An 18245-nucleotide genomic window follows, 5' to 3' on the forward strand; every position below is an offset into this window, starting at 1 on the left:
TGATATCCTGATAACTGCTTGATAATTTACCATTAACCATCTGCTTATCTCAACCAATGAAAGGCTTAGCCTTGAGTATTAATGTGATGTTTTTTGATCAAACCCCTTAGTTGATGGTAGCTGATCTGTAAGGCTTTAGCGCTGGCTGTTTGTTTGTAATGATGGTTTGCTAAGGTTTCACTAATTAATTGCTTCTCAAAGTCGGCGACTTGTTGATTAAAATCGAGTTGCTTAGACCTAATCTGCGAATCTTGTGGAGCTTGCTTTAGTGGTCGCCACGGCGAAGCAAAAGGGTCTAGGTTTATTGCATCAACTAAACCTTGGTTATCACTGTTCTCTACCACCGCTCGCTCTACAACGTTTTTAAGTTCACGAATATTGCCGGGCCAAGAATAATCATTTAGTTGTGTTAGCACCGTTTGGCTAAAACTAGGGACCTGGGAGAAGTTGAGCTCTCTAGCCATTTTGTGAGCAAAATGCTCGGCTAATAGTTGAATATCTTCAACGCGGTGGCGTAATGGTGGCAAGGTAATCACCGCGAAAGATAATCGGTCTAGCAGATCTGCTCTAAAATCCCCTTGCTCTACTAACTCTGGCAGATCTTGGTTAGTGGCACACACTAATCGAACATCTACCTCAATCGGTTTATTACTGCCAAGGCGTTCAATTTTGTTGTATTCGATAGTGCGCAATAGCTTTTCTTGCACTTCATTTGGCATGTTGGCCAGTTCATCTAAGAACAAGGTGCCTTTATCAGCTTGTTCAAATCGGCCAATACGTTGCTGAGATGCCCCGGTATATGCGCCGGCTTGATGTCCAAATAGCTCAGACTCAATCAAGTTTGGGTTCAAGCTTGCGCAGTTTAAGCTTAAATAGTGTTTGTCCCAGCGCTCTGACAAAAAATGTAAGCGTTCAGCAATCAGCTCTTTACCGGTGCCCCTTTCACCAATAACCAGTACTGGTCGGTTTAGCGGCGCTAAGAGTGATACCTTGTCTAACACCTCTAAAAAACTAGGTGCCTTACCTAATAGGCTAGGGGAATCCATTTGGTCTCTCTGACTAAAAGTTGGTTAATATAACTATATAGTCATTATTGAATTTTGTCATTTATCTATAAAATCCCTAAATATCAGTAGCTTGATAACTTGGCATGCGACTTGTAAACAATTATCTCGAAAACATACATTGATCTTTATTCGACCTTATTAGGAGTCCCCCATGGGAATGTTTAGCCGCTTAACAGATATTATTAACTCCAACATCAGCACCATGTTGGATAAAGCTGAAGATCCGCAAAAGATGTTACGCCTTATCATTCAAGAAATGGAAGACACCTTGGTGGAAGTGCGTGCTAGTACAGCAAAAGTATTGGCCGATAAAAAACAGCTGATACGTAAAATTGAACATTTGGAAGAGCAAGCCGAAGATTGGCAGGCTAAAGCTGAACTTGCCTTAAGCCGAGAGCGAGAAGATTTAGCGCGCTTGGCTTTAGTTGAGAAAAAACACTTACAAGAATCGATTAAGCTGCAGCAAAAAGAACTAGGCTTAGTGGACGATAGTTTGTTGCAGTTGCAGCAAGAGATAGAGCAGCTAGAGCTCAAATTAAGCGAATCAAGAAATCGTCAAGCTGGTTTATTAGCCCGTCAAACCACAGCCAAAAACCGTCATGCAGTAAGACAGCAGCTAGATAACGAACGCGCGCTAAAAACACGAGAAAAATTTGAGCAGTTTCAAGCTAAGATCGATCAACTAGAAGCGCGCGCAGAAGTATTTGGTAAGGAAGGCGATAACAACCCTGACTTAAACAAGCAATTTGCTGAGTTAAGTGCTGACGCTGAAATTGCCGACGAGCTAGACAAGCTTAAAGCCAAGTTAGAGCAAAAATAGGAGAATTTATGCTTACCGTATTGGTGACGCCGTTAATTTTGTTTATGGCCATAGTGGCCCCACTGTGGCTTATTTTACATTACAAGAGTAAGCGTCAGGTAGAACATGGAATTAGTGAACAAGAGCGCGAGCAGCTAAATGCTTTAGCTACTCGAGCCAAAGATATGTCAGCGCGCATTCATGCTTTAGAGAATATTTTAGATGAAAGCGTGCCGCATTGGAGGGAGCGCTAATGTTTGATAAACCGCTATATCGCGACCCACAAAAAGGCAAAATTGCAGGGGTGTGTGCTGGTTTAGCACACAGCCTTGGCGCCGAAACATGGTTAATTCGAATCATTGCTGTGACTTTGGCAATTACTAACCTCGGACTATTTTTTATTATCTACGGTGCTGCGTGGTTGTTTATGGATAAACGTCCCAGTAACTTAAGAGGGGATGAGGGAGTAACCATTAAGTCAAAAGTGTGGCAACGCGGCGAAACGCCTAGTCAAGCAGTTAGCGAGCTAGAGCACCAGTTTGATGATTTTGAACAGCGTTTACGCAAAGTAGAAAAAGTGGTCACAGCTCGAGATTTCGAGCTTCATAGTCAGTTTAAAAACCTCTAATTCAAGCGCATCTTGCAAATACCTAGTTCAAATTAACTCAAGTGAATGTTAAATGACGCTTGGGTTAAGCTTACTTTTTTGGTTAGACTAAAGAAGTATATACACAATTGGACAGTCTAACTCACTGGTCCGATAGGGAAATAGGAGTGCTTTTTGCGTTTAGTATGGATAGTTGGAGAAGGCGGTATGTGGTGTTGCTGTGAGTTTTTACAGGCCCTACAGCTGCTGTCTGCATCACTAAAAGAGCAAGCGGCAACAACATGCGCATAGAGTTAAACTGCCAACAAAACACCGAAGTTTTTAGCGCGGTTCTCGGCGTTTTAGTTAAACATGGTTTAGCGCTACAAGCCATGCAGAGTGTCGACACTGGGCACTTGTTTCTTCACCTTACCGAATTAGAGCTTCCTCTAACACAGCAATTGCTTAGTGAATTTCGTTGCCTCAATGGTGTTTCTGATGCGCGTATTGTGTCGGCCTTGCCTTCTGAAGTTGAACACAAAGAAGTTCAAATTTTATTAGACAACGTACCTTACCCAGTGGTGCTGATTGATAAATCTGGAGAAATTCGCCAGTTTAATCAGGCTTTTGAGCAATCCTGTGGTGATACACCTCATCCTCTTACCAACAGCGATATAAGTAAATTCTTGCGTGGATTTAGTGTCCAACGTTGGTTTGGTAGTGGTTCCGGTAAGCGAGAGCTAGTAGAAATTCAGCTGAGCGGCCGAGTCTACATGGCTGATATTATTCCGCTGTCAGAAACTGCACTGTTTTCGCATCTACCCGGCGCGATCATGCTGTTTAAGTCTGCCCATTGGCTAGAGGCTAGCTTCGATTTATCGCAAATTGAACTTGGGATTAGTGAAGGGCGTTTAGTTGCAACTAGCGATGAGACCAGCAATGTTCTTAATAGCTTAAAACGTTTAGTTGAACACCCAATGCCAACACTATTATTTGGAGAAGCGGGGGTTGGTAAGCGCTTTTTAGCACGTTTGTTAAACGAGCTTTCTATGGGCAGTGATGAGCGCTTTCATGCGGTAAGCTGCCATAACCAAGAATATAGTTTGTCTGAGCAATTAGCAGAAATTGCAGCTGAACAACCTAATACGGTGTTGTTAAGCAATATTGAAAAGCTAAAGAGCAGCGAAGTTGAAGATGCGGTTAGTTCTTTAAGCGCGCCTCAGCTTGGGATTAAACACCTGCTGTTTTCTAGCCGCTATACGCCTGAGCAATTGGCCGCGCTATGGGGAGGCGACTGTTATTACTCGCTAATTAAAAATAGCATTAATGTTCCGCCACTTCGTCAGCGAAAAGAAGACATTGTGCCATTGGCGCAATCTTGGTTAGATTTTCAGTACGCTAAACACCAAGAAGTTCCGCCACCTCTAAGCAGAGAAGTAAAGCGCTACTTAGGTTCTTTAAGTTGGCCGGGTAACATTCCTCAGCTTTATCAAGTGCTGCAAGACTCCTTAGATATTGGCAGCATGAAAAAGTGGCAAGTGAGTGATATTAAATATCATCATGAAAAAGTGGTAGATAATGTTAGTATCGAGAGCCTGTTGCAGCAAGATTATCACTCTGCCATGGGGGAGTTCGAACACTTGCTGTTAAGTTATCATTACCCTCAGCACCCTAGCTCGCGACTATTGGCGAAAAAGTTAGGTTTGTCTCATACCGCCATCGCCAATAAATTACGTGAACACAATATTCGTAATAAAACCGACTTAGATAATTAAGCATACTTTAGTATGTTAGCGTTAGCCACCGAAGCTAAGGCTTTCGGTGGCTACCTAGCTATATCTGCAAACTGTTAAATTCGTCTTCAGCTTACTGCTTTGTTTCGAGTGTTAAGCAATCCCTTTGCAAAATTAAAGCTTTTAGTAAAAACAGCCCCGAAATAGCCCTTGAATACGCGATCGGTGGTTTACCCGTGCGCTGGTTTTGCTATGATGCGGCAAGCAAAAAAATAAACTAATGCAACGGAGACGCAAACACAATGAACACTTATAAGATCGCCTTATTGGCCGGCGACGGCATCGGCCCAGAAGTAATGAAACAAGCGGTCAAAGTATTAAAAGCAGTTGAAGCGCGTAACCCTGAAGTAGCATTTGAGTTAAACGAAGCACTATTTGGTGCGGTAGCCTACTTCGAAACGGGTAAATCTTTTCCTGCTGAAACCATCGCTATTTGTGATGAAGCAGACGCAATCTTAAAAGGCACCATTGGCCTTAACCACGAAGATTCTAAAAAAATTCCAGTAGACGAGCAGCCAGAACGCGGCGCGCTACTGCCTTTACGTCGTCGTTACAATACCTATGCTAACTTTCGTCCAGTGTACCTACCTCAAGAATTAGCTCACTTCTCGCCACTTAAGCCTGAAGTTATCGGTGAAGGTATTGACCTGATGATTATCCGCGAGCTAGTGGGTGGTTTGTACTTTGGTGAGAAAGAAGTAGGCAAAGACGACAACGGTAAGCGTTATGTTCGTGAAGTACTTGAGTACGACGAAGACCAAATTCGTGACATTTTAAAAGTGGGTTTTGAAACTGCTCAGCGTCGTAAAAAAGTGCTGCATAACATCCACAAAAGTAACGTACTTAAATCAAGCGTGTTGTGGAATGAAATCCTAGAAGAAGTAGCAGTAGACTACCCAGATGTAGAAGTTAAGCACATTTTGGTTGATGCGGCGGCTACTTACTTATGTTTAAACCCAGGCCAATTTGACGTAATGGTTATGGAAAACATGTTTGGTGATATTTTAAGTGACCAGGGCGGCGGTATTTTAGGTTCGTTAGGCCTTATGCCTTCAGCGTGTGTTGGTCCAGAGAAGTCTTACTACGAACCTTCTCACGGCAGTGCTCCAGATATCGCGGGCAAAAACATTGCTAACCCATATTCAATGATTGGCTCTGTAGCATTAATGTTAGAAATGAGCTTTGGTATGGAGCAAGAAGCTAAGAACCTATGGCACGCAATGAAGTCGGTGTTTGCTAATGGTTACGGTACGCCAGACCTAGCCAAAGGTGAAGATGCAAAACTTATCGATACCGACGCCTTTGGCGACATGGTAGTTGATGAGCTAAACAAAGCACCTCGCGTCTAATTCGTAGAATGCCAAAAACCAGCCTACGGGCTGGTTTTTTGTTATAGCGCTTCAATCAATCAGTCAGTGCGCAATGCATGCTTAAGTGTATTGTAAAAAACAAGCTGGATTTAACTACCATGAAAAAATCAACCAAAATAGTGAGTGCTGGTCGCGATAAAAAGTGGACCCAAGGCTTAGTAAACCCTCCGGTATCTCGTGGGTCTACCGTTGTATTTAACAGCGTTAAAGAGATGAAACAAGCCACGGCTAAACGTCATGACAAAACCTTGTTTTATGGACGTAGGGGCACCCAAACCCATTTTGCCTTTCAAGAGGCTATGGTGGAAATAGAAGGCGGTGCAGGCTGTGCGTTGTATCCTTGTGGTACGGCTGCAATTAGTGGCGCGTTGTTGTCTTTTTTGAAGCATGGTGACCATCTGCTCATGGTGGATACTGCCTACGAACCAACTCGCGACCTTTGCGACAAATTGCTTAGCCGCTATGGCATAGAAACCACCTATTATGATCCAATGATTGGCGGTGCTATCAGCGAGTTAATTCAAACCAATACCAAAGTGATTTTCTTGGAGTCTCCAGGCTCTTTAACCATGGAAGTGCAAGACTCTCCAGCGATTGTGGCTGCAGCGCGAGCGGCAAACCAAGATATCGTGGTGATGTTAGATAATACTTGGGCATCGCCAGTTAACTTTAGTCCTTTTGATTTCGACATCGATATTTCTATTCAAGCGGCCACTAAGTACATTGTGGGGCATTCAGACGTAATGTTAGGCACCGCGGTGGCTAATCAACGTTGTTGGGATCAACTGCGCGAAAACTCTTATTTACTGGGTCAGTGCACTTCACCAGACGATATTTATTTAGCAATGCGTGGAATGCGTACCTTGGGTGTGCGTTTGGCACAGCATCAAAAAAATGCCTTAGAAGTGGCTAATTGGTTAGCACAGCGTGATGATGTTGACCATGTTCGCCATCCCGCTTTGGCAAGCTGCCCTGGCAATGCGTTTTTTGAACGTGACTTTCAAGGTTCTTGTGGCTTGTTTTCCTTTGTCATGAAAGGCGGCAATCAAGCGGCATTAACCGCGCTATTAGATGGAATGGAACATTTTAAGATGGGCTATTCTTGGGGCGGTTACGAAAGCTTGATCATGGGAGTGAATGGGGTAGAGAAGCTACGCACTGCTACTCAATGGAAGGCTGAAGGTACCTTGATTCGTGTTCATATTGGCCTTGAAGACACCAGCGATTTAATCGGCGATTTAGACGCTGGCCTTGCGCGATTTAACGCTGCCTTGTAGTGGTTTATTTTGTCGCTGTTTATAAGTCGCTCTAGGGCGACTTTTTTGTGGCTAATTATCACAATTTGATAACATTTGCCCAATCGGCTTGTTGCTTGAAATTTGCTTTGTTAGCGTTAATGCATAATTAAAGCAAAGGAATGCACATGCTACTTCAAGCAACTTTAAAATGGTCCACCACGCTGTTATTAGCGTGTTTACTTGCTGCCTGTGGAGGTGGAGGAGGAAGTGATGGTGGAACGCCTTCACAGCCCTTAACCGGCTCGCAACTATTTAGCCAAGCAGATCCCGCTGGTAATCAATTTTCTTGTAGTACTTGTCATGCTACCAGTGAAAATGCGCAAGGCTTAGATGCGCAGCAACTTCATCGGCCAGCGCATTCTCTGTTAAACGCTACCCGCCGAAATGCCTTTTATAATGGTACGTTTAGCGAAGTGATTGATGCGGTAAACAATTGTCGAGTCGATTGGATGGATGCAAGCCCTTATGTTAGCGACAGTAATGATTGGTTGGCATTAGAAGAATACTTAGCAGGCTTGAGCGATAGTGGTGATGCAACAGAAATTGCCTTTAATCAGGTCGCTGCCGTTAGTGATTTTAGTGCAGCGGATATAAGCGCTGGGCATGATCTATTTAATCAAACTTGTGCTACTTGCCACGGACAAAATGCCGCAGGGACCGGGCTAGCAAGAACCCTTGTGGGCAGCGGCTTAAGTGCTCAACAGGTGGCTAATAAGGTACGAAATTCGGGGCCAAGTACTAGCAGCTATTTCACCAATCTCTCTGGTGGTAACATGCCGTTTTGGAGTGAGCAGCGGCTCAGCGACCAAGAGCTAGTAGACATTGCAAGTTATGTTGAAAGCATTAATGGGCCGCAAAGCTTTAGTTGTAATGCCAGCGACCATCCTAAGGTTGGCCAAGTAGCCATGTTAAGCACACTTTCTCACAACGTGAGCGGGCGGGTAGAGATCATCGATAATTGTACAATCGAAGTCACCGGGTTCAATTACGATGGTGGTGGTCCAGACGTACTATTTTATGGTGCTCCAAGCAGCGATTATACCCAAGGTGGTTTTGCTATCGGCGATATTATTAATGGCCCGATGTATAACAACGATACCTTAAGGCTAAGCTTAGCCAACGCCCAACAGTTAGATCAGCTAGCCGGCATTAGTGTATGGTGTCGAGATTTCAGCGTAAGTTTTGGCGACGGTTTATTTAATTAAACAGCCCCTAGTTAAAGGCGAGCATTGTTCGCCTTTAAAATCTGCCTGTTACTCACAAGGCTGAGGTTTCCCAATGCCATAACCTTGCACAAAATCTACGCCTATTTCTTCTAACACTGCGTGAATTTCCGCATCTTCTACAAACTCAGCCACGGTTTTCATATTCATTAAATGTGCAATGGCATTAATTGACTCAACTATGGCGCGGTCGGTAGGTTGTTTAACAATATTGACCACCAAACTGCCGTCAATTTTTAGATAATCAACTGGTAGGTTCTTCAAATAACCAAATGACGAAGCACCGCTGCCAAAATCGTCTAAGGCAAAGCGAACCCCAATTGCTTTCATTTCTCTAATGAACTCAAGTGCACGTGAGAGCTGTGATATTGCTGCGGTTTCGGTTATCTCAAAGCAGATGTTTCTAGGGTTAACTTGCGAGCTTAGTAATAGCTCTTTAACCCGATTTACAAATTCGTCATTACTTAAGCTAAGACCCGACAGATTTATCGATACCACTGTATCACCTTCGGGAAAGTACTGCTGATAGCGCTCGAATACCGTTTTTAAAACCCACTGGTCAATAATGGTTATCACGCTGTGTTTTTCTGCAGCAGGGATAAACAAATTAGGAGGAATGGTTTTACCTTGTTCATCGCGGTAGCGGATTAAAATCTCATAATGTTTGTGGCTATCTTGTTGGCCTATTGGCGCAATAACTTGCTTGGCTAAGTAGAATTGGTTTTGCTCTATTGCTTGGGCAACATTGGCGATGTAGCCCATTTGTTGTTCTTCATTAAACAACTCATCATCGTTTAAATTGGCAACATAAACTCGACCACGGCCAGCTTCTTTGGCTTTGTAGCAAGATAGGTCGGCTTTACTAAGTAACTCGGTGTCGTTTAATGCACCAGTAATCGGCACCATGCCAATGCTCACACCTACGTTAAATAGTCGTTGATTCCAGTGAAAGCGGTAGCTATCAACTTGTGCAATAACTGTTTCGCATAATTGCTGGGCATCGCTGAGGCTTTTGTTTGGCAATATTAGGCCAAACTCATCACCGCCTAAGCGGCCTACAATATCTTGGTGAGTGGTGCAGCGTTTAATTACGGTGGCAACTTCTGCCAACATTGCGTCACCGATAAGATGGCCTGCAGTATCGTTAACCAGCTTAAAGCGGTCTAAATCTAAAAAGCACAAAAAGCCACTAACAGCTTGCTGCTGAGATTGTTGCACATAAGTTTTAAGCTTTTCATTAAAACTAGAACGGTTGATTAAACCTGTTAATTCATCGTAAGCGGCCTGATAAGCAAGCTTTTTACTCAACAGGTGTTCTTCAGTAATTTCTTTGCTAATGCCACGATAACCAATATATAAGCCGTGTTTATCAAATACCGGCTTACCATTAAGCAGGAATATTTTTATGTCTTTACTGGTTAGCTTTAGCTTAAAAGTTAAGTTGTTGATGGGCTGCTGGTAGGCGAGGGCGGCTTCATATTCAAGCCACGGGAAGCTTATATTGGGATCATGTTTGCACAGCTCTGCTAGGGTTTTACCAATAAGTTGATTGGGCTCTTGTCCATACAGGGCTTGGGTTTCGCCAGATATATAACTAAGGCGTTGCTCGGTATCGGTTTCCCAGAAAACATTCGCGCCAGCATTGGCTAAATCTCGGTAGCGGGTTTCATTCTCCGCTAAGATATGGCGAGTGATACTGCCGCGCCTAATAACCTCGGCGAGTAAGATGATGATGAGAATGCTCACAATAAATGCCGACACTACTAGGCGAACCATCAACTTGTATTTCTCGTAAAAGGTTTCTTCTTTGTTGATGATTAAAGCGTCTTCGGGAAGGGAATTGAGTTTAAAATTGTGTTCGTTTAGTTGTTCCCAGTTAAATACCCACTGGCTACGCGCTAAAGTGATGGGTTCTATGCTTTCTAGCGGTTCGTTGCTTAGAATGCGTTTTACTAGCTCGGCCGCTCGCATCGCATGTTGTCGGCCATCAAGCTCATCAGCCCCCACTGCGCCATACTTGAGTGTGGTTATGGCTATGGTGTAAATCGGGTTGTTGGTCCAAGTAACCAACTGCTCGGTGCCTTGGTTCCAACTTAGTAGCGCATTGTTTTGATTTGGGTTGGTGAGTTGCCCTAGTAACAACACCGGCACATTGCTGGAGAATCGGCTGAATACTTCGCTGATATCATCTAAGGATAATTCTTCAATGACATGAATATTACTTGGTGCACCAGGTTTACCAAACACCGTGCGCGCTTTGGCTAAGTTGGCTAAGCCTGTGGCACTTTTGTCAACAATTAGCACCAACTCATCAACTCCGCTTTGGCTTTTGATGCTGGTTATGGTGCTGGCAATATCTCGGTTTTCAAATACTCCGGTCATATTTGGAGCATCGAGAACGTCTTCTGTTACTCGATTAATGCCTAAATAAACGATGGGCGTGCTAGTAAAAAAATCGTTTCGATGATGGCGGATTAAGTTGAAAGCGGGGTCATCGGAAATAACAATAACATCTAGTTCAGTGCTGGCATATTTGGTCTTGAGATACTTCAAAAAGCTTAGATTGAACTCACCTTGTGGATAGCGTTTAGCATCTAAGTATTCGTGGAATAATCGAGTATCTTGATCTTCTTTGAACGAGCTGTCTAAGCCCTTTTTGAGATACCCCGTCCAAAAGTGCTCTGCATGGTAAGAGTGGATAACTAATACATTGTTGCTAGCCTGAGCGGCAAAACTTAAGGCTGCAAGTAGTGCAAATAAAGGCAATATACTTTTAAACAGATATTTTAGGATACTCGAGTTTTGCAAATTGGCTCCCTGCCTTAGCATTGTATTAGCTATCCCTAGATACAGTATCAACATGAACGTCTATTAAGCCTAAGCCATTGTTTGATACTTGCTCACCGATTTAAATAATCGCACAATGTTTATGATATATCGTTATTTGCGTAAGTGCTTATTAATAAAGCGTGAACTTAATTACAGCTTTGCTTAGCGGCCTAAACAACAGGCCTACTAATCACAATGATTACTGTAATTACCGCCTAGAAATTTAGTGGTTTGTGAGCCAGTTACCTAGATTTAAATTGCGCTAACTCTCTAAGCTGCCCAGCGTTATCATGGCAAAGCTCTGCAAGATGCATTTGTAGTTATGAGGCTCTCAAGGCTTTAGCTTTTGTTGTTGATAGTTGGCGAGTAGTTCTTGATAAGCATCGGTTTCTTTTACTTGTTTTAAAGCCTGCTTAAATTGCTCAATCACCGTATCGTCTACGGCTTGATTAAAGGCATAACAAAGCTGTTCTTGGTTAAGCAGCCATTTTACTTCGTAGTTGCTTAGAGAATAGCTATTTTGTTTGGCGGCGTGCCTAATGGTTTGCTCGGTTCCTGCAATGAAGTCAACACGATTGGCCACTAGCAGTTTTATTAGGTGGTGGTAGCTGTCGGTGAGCATTAAACTGGCATCGTCTACTTCATTGTTCAGCAGCAGTTGCTCGCCAACATCGGCTCTTAGAACGCCAACCTTTAACTCATTGAGTTGCTCAAGTGACTCAATATTTGGTGTGCTATCTGCTTTGCCTAGCAGCACAACACTAACGGTATCAATTGGGCAAACCCACTTAAAATATTGTTTACGTTTGGCAGTGAGAACCGTTGCAAACAATACTGTGTTTGGCTTCTGCTCTAATAAATAATAAGCGCGCTCCCAAGGCATCACTTTAATTGCTTGCTCGGGATGCCCCATCTGTTGCCACATCAGTTTTAATAGTTCAACCGCAAAGCCCTGAGCTTGTCCTTGCTGGTCAAGATAATTAATAGGGTAGGCATCTTCTGTTAAATAGCTCAGTTTATCTAGCGCAGCATAGCTAGATAAACTAAAGCAATATAGACAGAAAAGGGTAAACAAGCGCTGCATAGTTCTACTCTACGAATAACAATTCGTTTAAGTATAGAAAGTGAGTTACTAAGCTTGCTAGATTTCTGCTAAGTGTGCGCTAAGTAGAACTTAAAGTAATTACTCAATAGGCAATCGCACACAAAACTCCACGCCGCTGTTGTCGGTAAAATTGCGAGCACTAATGGTGCCGCCATGAAATTCTGTAATTAGCCTAGCAATATACAAGCCCAAACCTAAATGCGGTTTTTGTTGAGCTTGTTGGCTGCGAATAGACACCATTGATTCAAAAATTTGCTCCACCATGTTGTCGGGGAGGGTGGGCCCATGGTTGCTTATCAGCAATACGGCATCTTTGTTGTCTTGCTGAAAACTGACTTTAATGGCCTTATCGGGAAGGCTAAACTCCATCGCATTGGCCACTAATTTATCCATTAACTGAGCAATGTATTCGGGCACACCGGTTATCAGCATGGTATTTGGGCTAATATCGCAGTCGAAGGCCTGTTCAGGGTAAGTGTACTGGTAGCCTTGCATGCAACCAGAGACTACCTTGTTAAGTGGAAATTCGCTGGTTTCCGCTTGAGATAGACTTTGCTCTAAACGGGTGGCTTCGCTCATGTTGTTGAGGATCATGTTTAGGCGATTTACCCCTTCTTGGGCTCGGTCTAGGTACTTTTGCGTATCCTGATCATGCGTTTTCAAACTTAAGTGCTCTAGCGATGAACGCACTACTGCAACCGGTGTTCGTAGTTCGTGAGACAGGCGCGAAGACATATTTTCTAAATAATGGGTATATTGCGCTAAACGACCAACAATATTGGCGAAGCTACGAGAAAGGTCACCAATCTCGTCACGGTCTTTAGAGCCTTGCAGCGAAGCTTTAACCCTTCCTTGGCTATCAATGGCTTTTTCTGCTTGGTCTCGTAGTTTGCGAATGCGGCTAGAAATGCTCGAAGCAAACAAAAATAGCGATAATGTGCCCACTCCCATCACTAGCAAAATAATGTTAAACAAGCGCTCTAAAGCGCGATTACGCAAGGTACGAATGCCGTTGGTGGTTTCTTCTGCTATCACCACTCCCATTACTTGATCGTCTATCCAAATTGGGCTGGCAGCGGCCAATACAACAGCTCTCCCATCGGGGGTTAAACGCCAAGTAGAACCCGGTTTTCCGCTTAATGCTTGCTTAATGTGGCTGCCTTCTAATTGGGTAGAGTCTTGTAATGAGTCAACAAAATCCTGAGGTGGTTTGGTTAATACCTTGTAGTAAAGAGGGTGAAGGTATTCGCTAGTAAATTTATTCCACCAGCTTTCTTTGTTTATTGGGCTTAAGCTTCGAGCCCAAATGCTTTGGGTGCTTCGGATGTCGCCAGATTTAGCTAATACGCGGCCATGTTTATCAACTACCCAAATGCGTGAGCTGTTGTGGCTCATACCTTTAATAATGCTTTCTATTTCCGGAGAAGGGACCAGTACTGTGCCAAGTTTATCCACTGTATCAATGGCCGAGGTACCAACAATGGAAACCAATTCTCGCTTAGGCGTGCGGTTTACATCATAGATAGAAAAGCCTAACTTGCTGCCCACCATGCTAAGAGGGATCCGTAGCTCAATATTGTAGCCTTTAGCGGTCTTTAACCATTGTCCTTGAATTTTTACTTCTGGTGTTACGGGAGTAGTTTGGCTGGGGTCGAGCGGTAGCTCAAAAGCGTTGATCCAACCATCTTCCGTGGTGGCAACAATATAGCGGCGGAACTGACCGTCAGGAGCTAAAGTTGCAATCGCTAAATGGTCGTTATTATCTACTCGTAAGGTGTTTTTACCTCGGTAAACCACATCGCTATCGGTCACTTCAAAATAGGCGTACAGGTAACGGCCAAATTTACCCACCATGTGAGTAAATTCGCTAGTTAAAGGGGTATTGGGATCTGCTTGATAAATAACATGTTCTTCACCATAGCGCAGCATGCGATGCTGATACTCTTGCCAATCGTTGAGCTTGCCATCGAGTTGAATTGGGCCAGACAAAGGGTAAGCATATAAATCACGGCCCTTTTGCACTTGGCTTAAAAAGCTGGCTTGGCTGTTAAACAGTTTTGGCCGCTCATGCAGTGCAGTAGCAAGGGCTTGGGTGGTGCCTTCTAAGGTTTTTTCTTGACCTAAGCGTAGGTATTTCTCCATCTCCCAGACATATTGATAGCCCAACCAAGGCAGGCACAATAAAAACAGTGACAAGATGGTGACTTTGGCGCGTAGGCCAATAGGTAATACAGGTAGCATTAGGCGAGGCTATCCCAGCGGTAACCCATGCCATACACCGTGTCGATGCACTCAAAATTTGGGTCTGCGGCTAAAAACTTTTTACGGATCCGTTTTACATGTGACGTAATAGTGCTGTCATCTACAAAGATTTTTGCTTCGGTCATTAGCTCTTGTCGGCTGCGCACATGTCCTGGACGTTTGGCTAAAGCATGCACCATCCAAAATTCGGTTACAGTGAGCTCGATGGTTCGCTGATCCCAGGTTACTTGCATGCGATTGCCGTCAATGGCTAAGGGACCTCGTTCTAACAAGTTGTTCTCTTCCGGGGCTGCGCCGACTAATTCCGAGCGGCGAAATAACGCAGCTATGCGGGCAACCAGGTGTGGGAAGCTAATATCTTTGGTGAGGTAATCGTCGGCACCTAAACGTAAACCACATACCGTATCAAAGTCACTATCGCGAGCGGTTAAGAAAATAATTGGCAAGGTGCTAGACATAGCACGCAGTGATTGGCATAAGGAAAAACCACCGTCTATTTCATCTTCTAGACCAATATCAATAATCGCCAAATCGGGCAAGCGGGTGTTAAAAGCGGCTAGTGCCGTAGGCCGGTTGGCATAGGCTTGCACACTGTAGCCTTGTTGTTGCAATACGTCTTTGTAGTTTTCGCGGATCGCCGCTTCATCTTCTACGATGGCAATTCGTTTCATATTGATACTTAAGTTCTAAGCTGCTGACTTGCATAGACTATACATTATTTTTAAGCGCCTTTGGGGGCTTAGGGGCAATTGCCATTTTGTTGCCACAATTGATAAGCGAACTGCCATTTTTACCGCCTGATAATGCCATTTCAGCGGTGTTTAATTGATTCATCGAAAGGGCAAGCACAAGCAAGCCTATTAAATTAAACACACTGAGAAGGACATACTCATGAAAAAGCACCTAATTGCATTAACCGTAATCAGCACTTTAAGCCTATCTACTCAAACAATGGCCAACAACGAGAGTCATGCAAACGAGCGAAATGGCAAAACCGAAATGATTGGTTTTGGCTCTGGCGCGGCAGTTGGCGCTTTAGTTGGTGGCCCAATTGGGGCATTTATTGGCGGCTTTACTGGGGTTTGGATAGGCAAGTCGGTCGCCGATGAAGAAGAGTTAGCCGCCCAACAGCAACAACTGGGCGAGCAGCAACAAGAAATTGAAGTACTGGCAAAACGCAGCGAGCAGTTAGAGTCACTTACTCAGCAACATGCCCGCGTAAATGCTCAGCTTTCTCAGCTAAAAATGGCGCAACAGCAAAAACTCGAAGAGTTAGCCATTGGTTTGAATGTGCAGTTTAAAACCGGCTCATCGGTGATTGAGCCTCACTTTAAACAACAGCTTGACGATGTGGTATATGCCATGAGTTTAGCGCCTGATTTAAAGCTCGACCTTACCGGCTATGCCGATCGCCAAGGTGATTCTAGTTATAACCAAGCCTTATCGGAACAACGCTTAGCTGAAGTTCGTCGCTACTTAATTAATAACGGTATTGCTGAGTCGCGCCTACATTCGCAAGCCTTTGGCGACACGGCTCCCTTAAACGCTGAAGCTAATTTAGAAAACAACTTCTTTGACCGTCGAGTCACCTTAAAGCTGATGTCTGACCGAGGCATGTTGGCCGCACAGTAGTAATGGCAGCTAAAGGAGATAGCGTTATGAAAATAGATCTACTGAAAATCAGTACCCGCTTTTGCTATAGCGTCTCTTTTGGCGGCGCATTCATCATATTATGGGCGGCCTTTGTGTCGCCCAGCCAAGCGGCACTGCACACCGAGCGAGATGTTGTTGAACAATCTGAGCAAGCCAGCTTGGTGTATTTCAATAGCAACGGGCAGCGCCAGTACAGTTTGCCTTTATCTACAGAGGTAAACATGCAAATCTCTGGCATGACCAATAGGGTTACTTTGAGCCAAACTTTTGTCAATGATAGTGAGCAGTGGGTAAACGGCACTTATATGTTTCCTTTACCCAATAATGCCGCGGTCGATCAGATGCAGCTGGTGGTAGGAGAGCGCGTTATTGAAGGCCAGATTCAAGAAAAGAAACAAGCCAAACGTACTTTCGAAACAGCCAAAAAGCAGGGCAAGCGCGCTAGTTTGCTTGAGCAGTTGCGACCAAATATTTTTACCACTGCAGTGGCTAATTTAGGGCCAAACCAAAGCTTGGTGGTGAAGATATCGTATCAGCAGCAACTCAGCTATGAAGATGGCGAATTTAGCTTACGTTTTCCTATGGTGGTGAATCCACGTTATACCCCACAAATATTTAAAGACCAAGTTAGAAGAACGCTGGCAGATGAAAGCGAAATGCCTTTGTCTTTAGCCAGTTTGTTGCAAGAGCCATATCAACAAGAAAATAACAGTAGTGAATTTAACCAGGCTTATCAGCTATTGCGCCATAGCGCTCGCCAATATGCGCAGGCCGGAAGCCAACCCTCACTCAAGGCAGATTTGCATATAGCCCTAAATAGTGGCTTTGAGCTCGAAACCTTAGAGAGCCTTTATCACCCAATAGATAAGAGCATTCGTAGTGACGGCACCATCGACATAAGCTTGCTCGATAGCAAAGCCAATCGTGACTTTGTTTTAAAGTGGCGACCCATAGTGGGCAGTCGACCTGAGGCAGCCTTGTACAGTCAAACTGGTTTAACTCACTCAAGTACTCAATTGCCTGCCAAAGACGATTACGCCTTGTTAATGCTGATGCCACCTCAAGGCAAGCCTGCCGATATTATCGATATTCCCAGAGAATTGATTTTAGTGATTGATACCTCGGGTTCAATGTCGGGAGAGTCGATGATTCAAGCGCGTGAGGCCTTGCATGAAGCCCTGTCTGGATTAGCAGAAGGGGATTACTTTAATATTATTGAGTTTAATTCAAACTATCGTCGTTTTAAGCCCAATGCAGTTAGCGCCAATGCTAGCAATAAAGCCAAAGCGCGCCGCTTTATCAATGGTCTAAGCGCTAATGGCGGAACCGAAATGTTTTCTGCTTTAAACGTTGCGCTCAGTGACCCCAAACAAGCAGCCTCGAACGCCTTACGCCAAGTGATTTTTATTACTGATGGTGCAGTGAGTGATGAACAGTCATTGTTCGAGCTAATCGATAATCGCCTGGCAGATAATCGCTTATTTACCATAGGGATTGGCTCAGCGCCAAATTCTCATTTCATGCAGAGGGCTGCTGAGATAGGCAAGGGTACATTCACCTATATTGGCAAGCAGAGCGAGGTTAAACAGCAGGTCACCCGCTTATTTAAACAGATTGCACACCCCGTAGTGAGTGATGTTCAGCTCGCCTTTAGTGATGGCACCGTGCCAGAGTATTGGCCAAGCAGCATTCCCGATTTGTACCTAGGCCAACCATTGATGCTTAGTCTTAAGTTACCCAGCGGGACGCAACCGCAATTAGTGGTAAGTGGCAATATTGATGGGCAATTTTGGCAACGCAGCCTTAACTTACAAACCAAGCAGCCGGCAGCAGGCCTAGATTTACTGTGGGCGCGCCACTATATCGCAGCCTTAGAGCTTAGCAATCGCTACCTGTATGAAGAGAGGGTAGAAAAACAAGTCCTTGCCTTGGCGCTTAAGTATCACCTAGTGAGCTCGCAAACCAGTTTGGTTGCCGTAGATGTAACGCCTGCTAGGCCGGCAAACCTACCTGTTTTAGATAAGCAGATAGATGGCGGAATGCCGCATGGTTGGCAACCTCCTGCCGCTTTGCCTCAAACCTCAACAGCAAGCCGATTGCACATTTTGTTCGGTTTAGTTCTGCTAATTGCTGCCATGTTAATGCTTAGAGAAAAGCCTTTAGCAGGGCTCGTTAAGTTCAAACCATAAACGCAGCTAGAGAGCCACCAGCTAACCAAGCTGGTGGCTACTCAAACCTCTACTTTTCACAATTCACTGCT

Annotated in this window: 14 protein-coding genes; 9 read left to right on the forward strand and 5 right to left on the reverse strand. The window is 44.2% G+C overall.

Going from position 1 to position 18245, the window contains the following annotated elements; genetic code table 11:
• Nucleotides 1-65: 65 nt before the first annotated feature.
• The gene (pspF, locus tag OV592_RS09035; RefSeq protein ID WP_406611150.1) at nucleotides 66-1046 is read right to left on the reverse strand and encodes a phage shock protein operon transcriptional activator; all 981 of its coding nucleotides are present in this window, start codon (nucleotides 1044-1046) and stop codon (nucleotides 66-68) included.
• Between the two features lie 172 nt (nucleotides 1047-1218).
• Here pspF and pspA point away from each other — a divergent pair, with 172 nt between their 5' ends.
• The 7 genes from pspA (at nucleotide 1219) to OV592_RS09070 (ending at nucleotide 8118) form a co-directional block, all read left to right on the forward strand.
• Nucleotides 1219-1887, forward strand: a complete 669-nt coding sequence (pspA, locus tag OV592_RS09040) for a phage shock protein PspA (RefSeq protein ID WP_406611151.1) — start codon at nucleotides 1219-1221, stop codon at nucleotides 1885-1887.
• A gap of 8 nt (nucleotides 1888-1895) precedes the next feature.
• Complete coding sequence (pspB, locus tag OV592_RS09045; RefSeq protein ID WP_016402611.1) at nucleotides 1896-2120, forward strand: envelope stress response membrane protein PspB; 225 nt, start codon at nucleotides 1896-1898, stop codon at nucleotides 2118-2120.
• On the forward strand, nucleotides 2120-2494 hold the full coding sequence (gene pspC / locus OV592_RS09050; protein ID WP_016402610.1) for an envelope stress response membrane protein PspC: 375 nt from the start codon (nucleotides 2120-2122) through the stop codon (nucleotides 2492-2494). The genes pspB and pspC overlap by 1 nt, the downstream gene beginning before the upstream one ends.
• Before the next feature lie 260 nt (nucleotides 2495-2754).
• Nucleotides 2755-4227, forward strand: coding sequence for a TyrR/PhhR family helix-turn-helix DNA-binding protein (locus OV592_RS09055; protein WP_016402608.1), 1473 nt, complete (start codon nucleotides 2755-2757; stop codon nucleotides 4225-4227).
• A 260-nt stretch (nucleotides 4228-4487) separates the two neighbouring features.
• Complete coding sequence (gene leuB / locus OV592_RS09060; protein WP_016402607.1) at nucleotides 4488-5594, forward strand: 3-isopropylmalate dehydrogenase; 1107 nt, start codon at nucleotides 4488-4490, stop codon at nucleotides 5592-5594.
• Between the two features lie 119 nt (nucleotides 5595-5713).
• Nucleotides 5714-6892 carry a cystathionine beta-lyase gene (locus OV592_RS09065; RefSeq protein WP_406611152.1) on the forward strand — a complete coding sequence of 393 codons (1179 nt, stop codon included), beginning with the start codon at nucleotides 5714-5716 and terminating at the stop codon, nucleotides 6890-6892.
• Nucleotides 6893-7038: 146 nt separating this feature from the next.
• On the forward strand, nucleotides 7039-8118 hold the full coding sequence (locus OV592_RS09070; RefSeq protein ID WP_406611153.1) for a DM13 domain-containing protein: 1080 nt from the start codon (nucleotides 7039-7041) through the stop codon (nucleotides 8116-8118).
• Between the two features lie 48 nt (nucleotides 8119-8166).
• Here OV592_RS09070 and OV592_RS09075 read toward each other — a convergent pair whose 3' ends face one another.
• The 4 genes from OV592_RS09075 to pdsR all read right to left on the reverse strand — a co-directional run bounded on the left by OV592_RS09075 (nucleotide 8167) and on the right by pdsR (nucleotide 15003).
• Nucleotides 8167-10944 (reverse strand): EAL domain-containing protein, encoded by a 2778-nt coding sequence (locus tag OV592_RS09075; RefSeq protein ID WP_406611154.1) that lies wholly within the window; start codon nucleotides 10942-10944, stop codon nucleotides 8167-8169.
• A gap of 352 nt (nucleotides 10945-11296) precedes the next feature.
• Entirely contained in the window at nucleotides 11297-12049 is a 753-nt protein-coding gene (locus OV592_RS09080; protein ID WP_406611155.1) for a substrate-binding periplasmic protein, read from the reverse strand.
• A gap of 99 nt (nucleotides 12050-12148) precedes the next feature.
• Nucleotides 12149-14311: a proteobacterial dedicated sortase system histidine kinase gene (pdsS, locus tag OV592_RS09085; protein WP_406611156.1), complete on the reverse strand. Its 2163-nt coding sequence runs from the start codon at nucleotides 14309-14311 to the stop codon at nucleotides 12149-12151.
• On the reverse strand, nucleotides 14311-15003 hold the full coding sequence (pdsR, locus tag OV592_RS09090) for a proteobacterial dedicated sortase system response regulator (protein WP_016402601.1): 693 nt from the start codon (nucleotides 15001-15003) through the stop codon (nucleotides 14311-14313). The genes pdsS and pdsR overlap by 1 nt, the downstream gene beginning before the upstream one ends.
• Before the next feature lie 220 nt (nucleotides 15004-15223).
• Here pdsR and pdsO point away from each other — a divergent pair, with 220 nt between their 5' ends.
• Both pdsO and OV592_RS09100 read left to right on the forward strand, forming a co-directional pair.
• On the forward strand, nucleotides 15224-15964 hold the full coding sequence (pdsO, locus tag OV592_RS09095) for a sortase-associated OmpA-like protein PdsO (protein WP_406611157.1): 741 nt from the start codon (nucleotides 15224-15226) through the stop codon (nucleotides 15962-15964).
• Nucleotides 15965-15990: 26 nt separating this feature from the next.
• On the forward strand, nucleotides 15991-18174 hold the full coding sequence (locus OV592_RS09100; RefSeq protein ID WP_406611158.1) for a marine proteobacterial sortase target protein: 2184 nt from the start codon (nucleotides 15991-15993) through the stop codon (nucleotides 18172-18174).
• Nucleotides 18175-18245 lie beyond the last annotated feature (71 nt).

The organism is Agarivorans sp. JK6 (genome assembly GCF_045277145.1).
Lineage (GTDB): Bacteria > Pseudomonadota > Gammaproteobacteria > Enterobacterales > Celerinatantimonadaceae > Agarivorans > Agarivorans albus.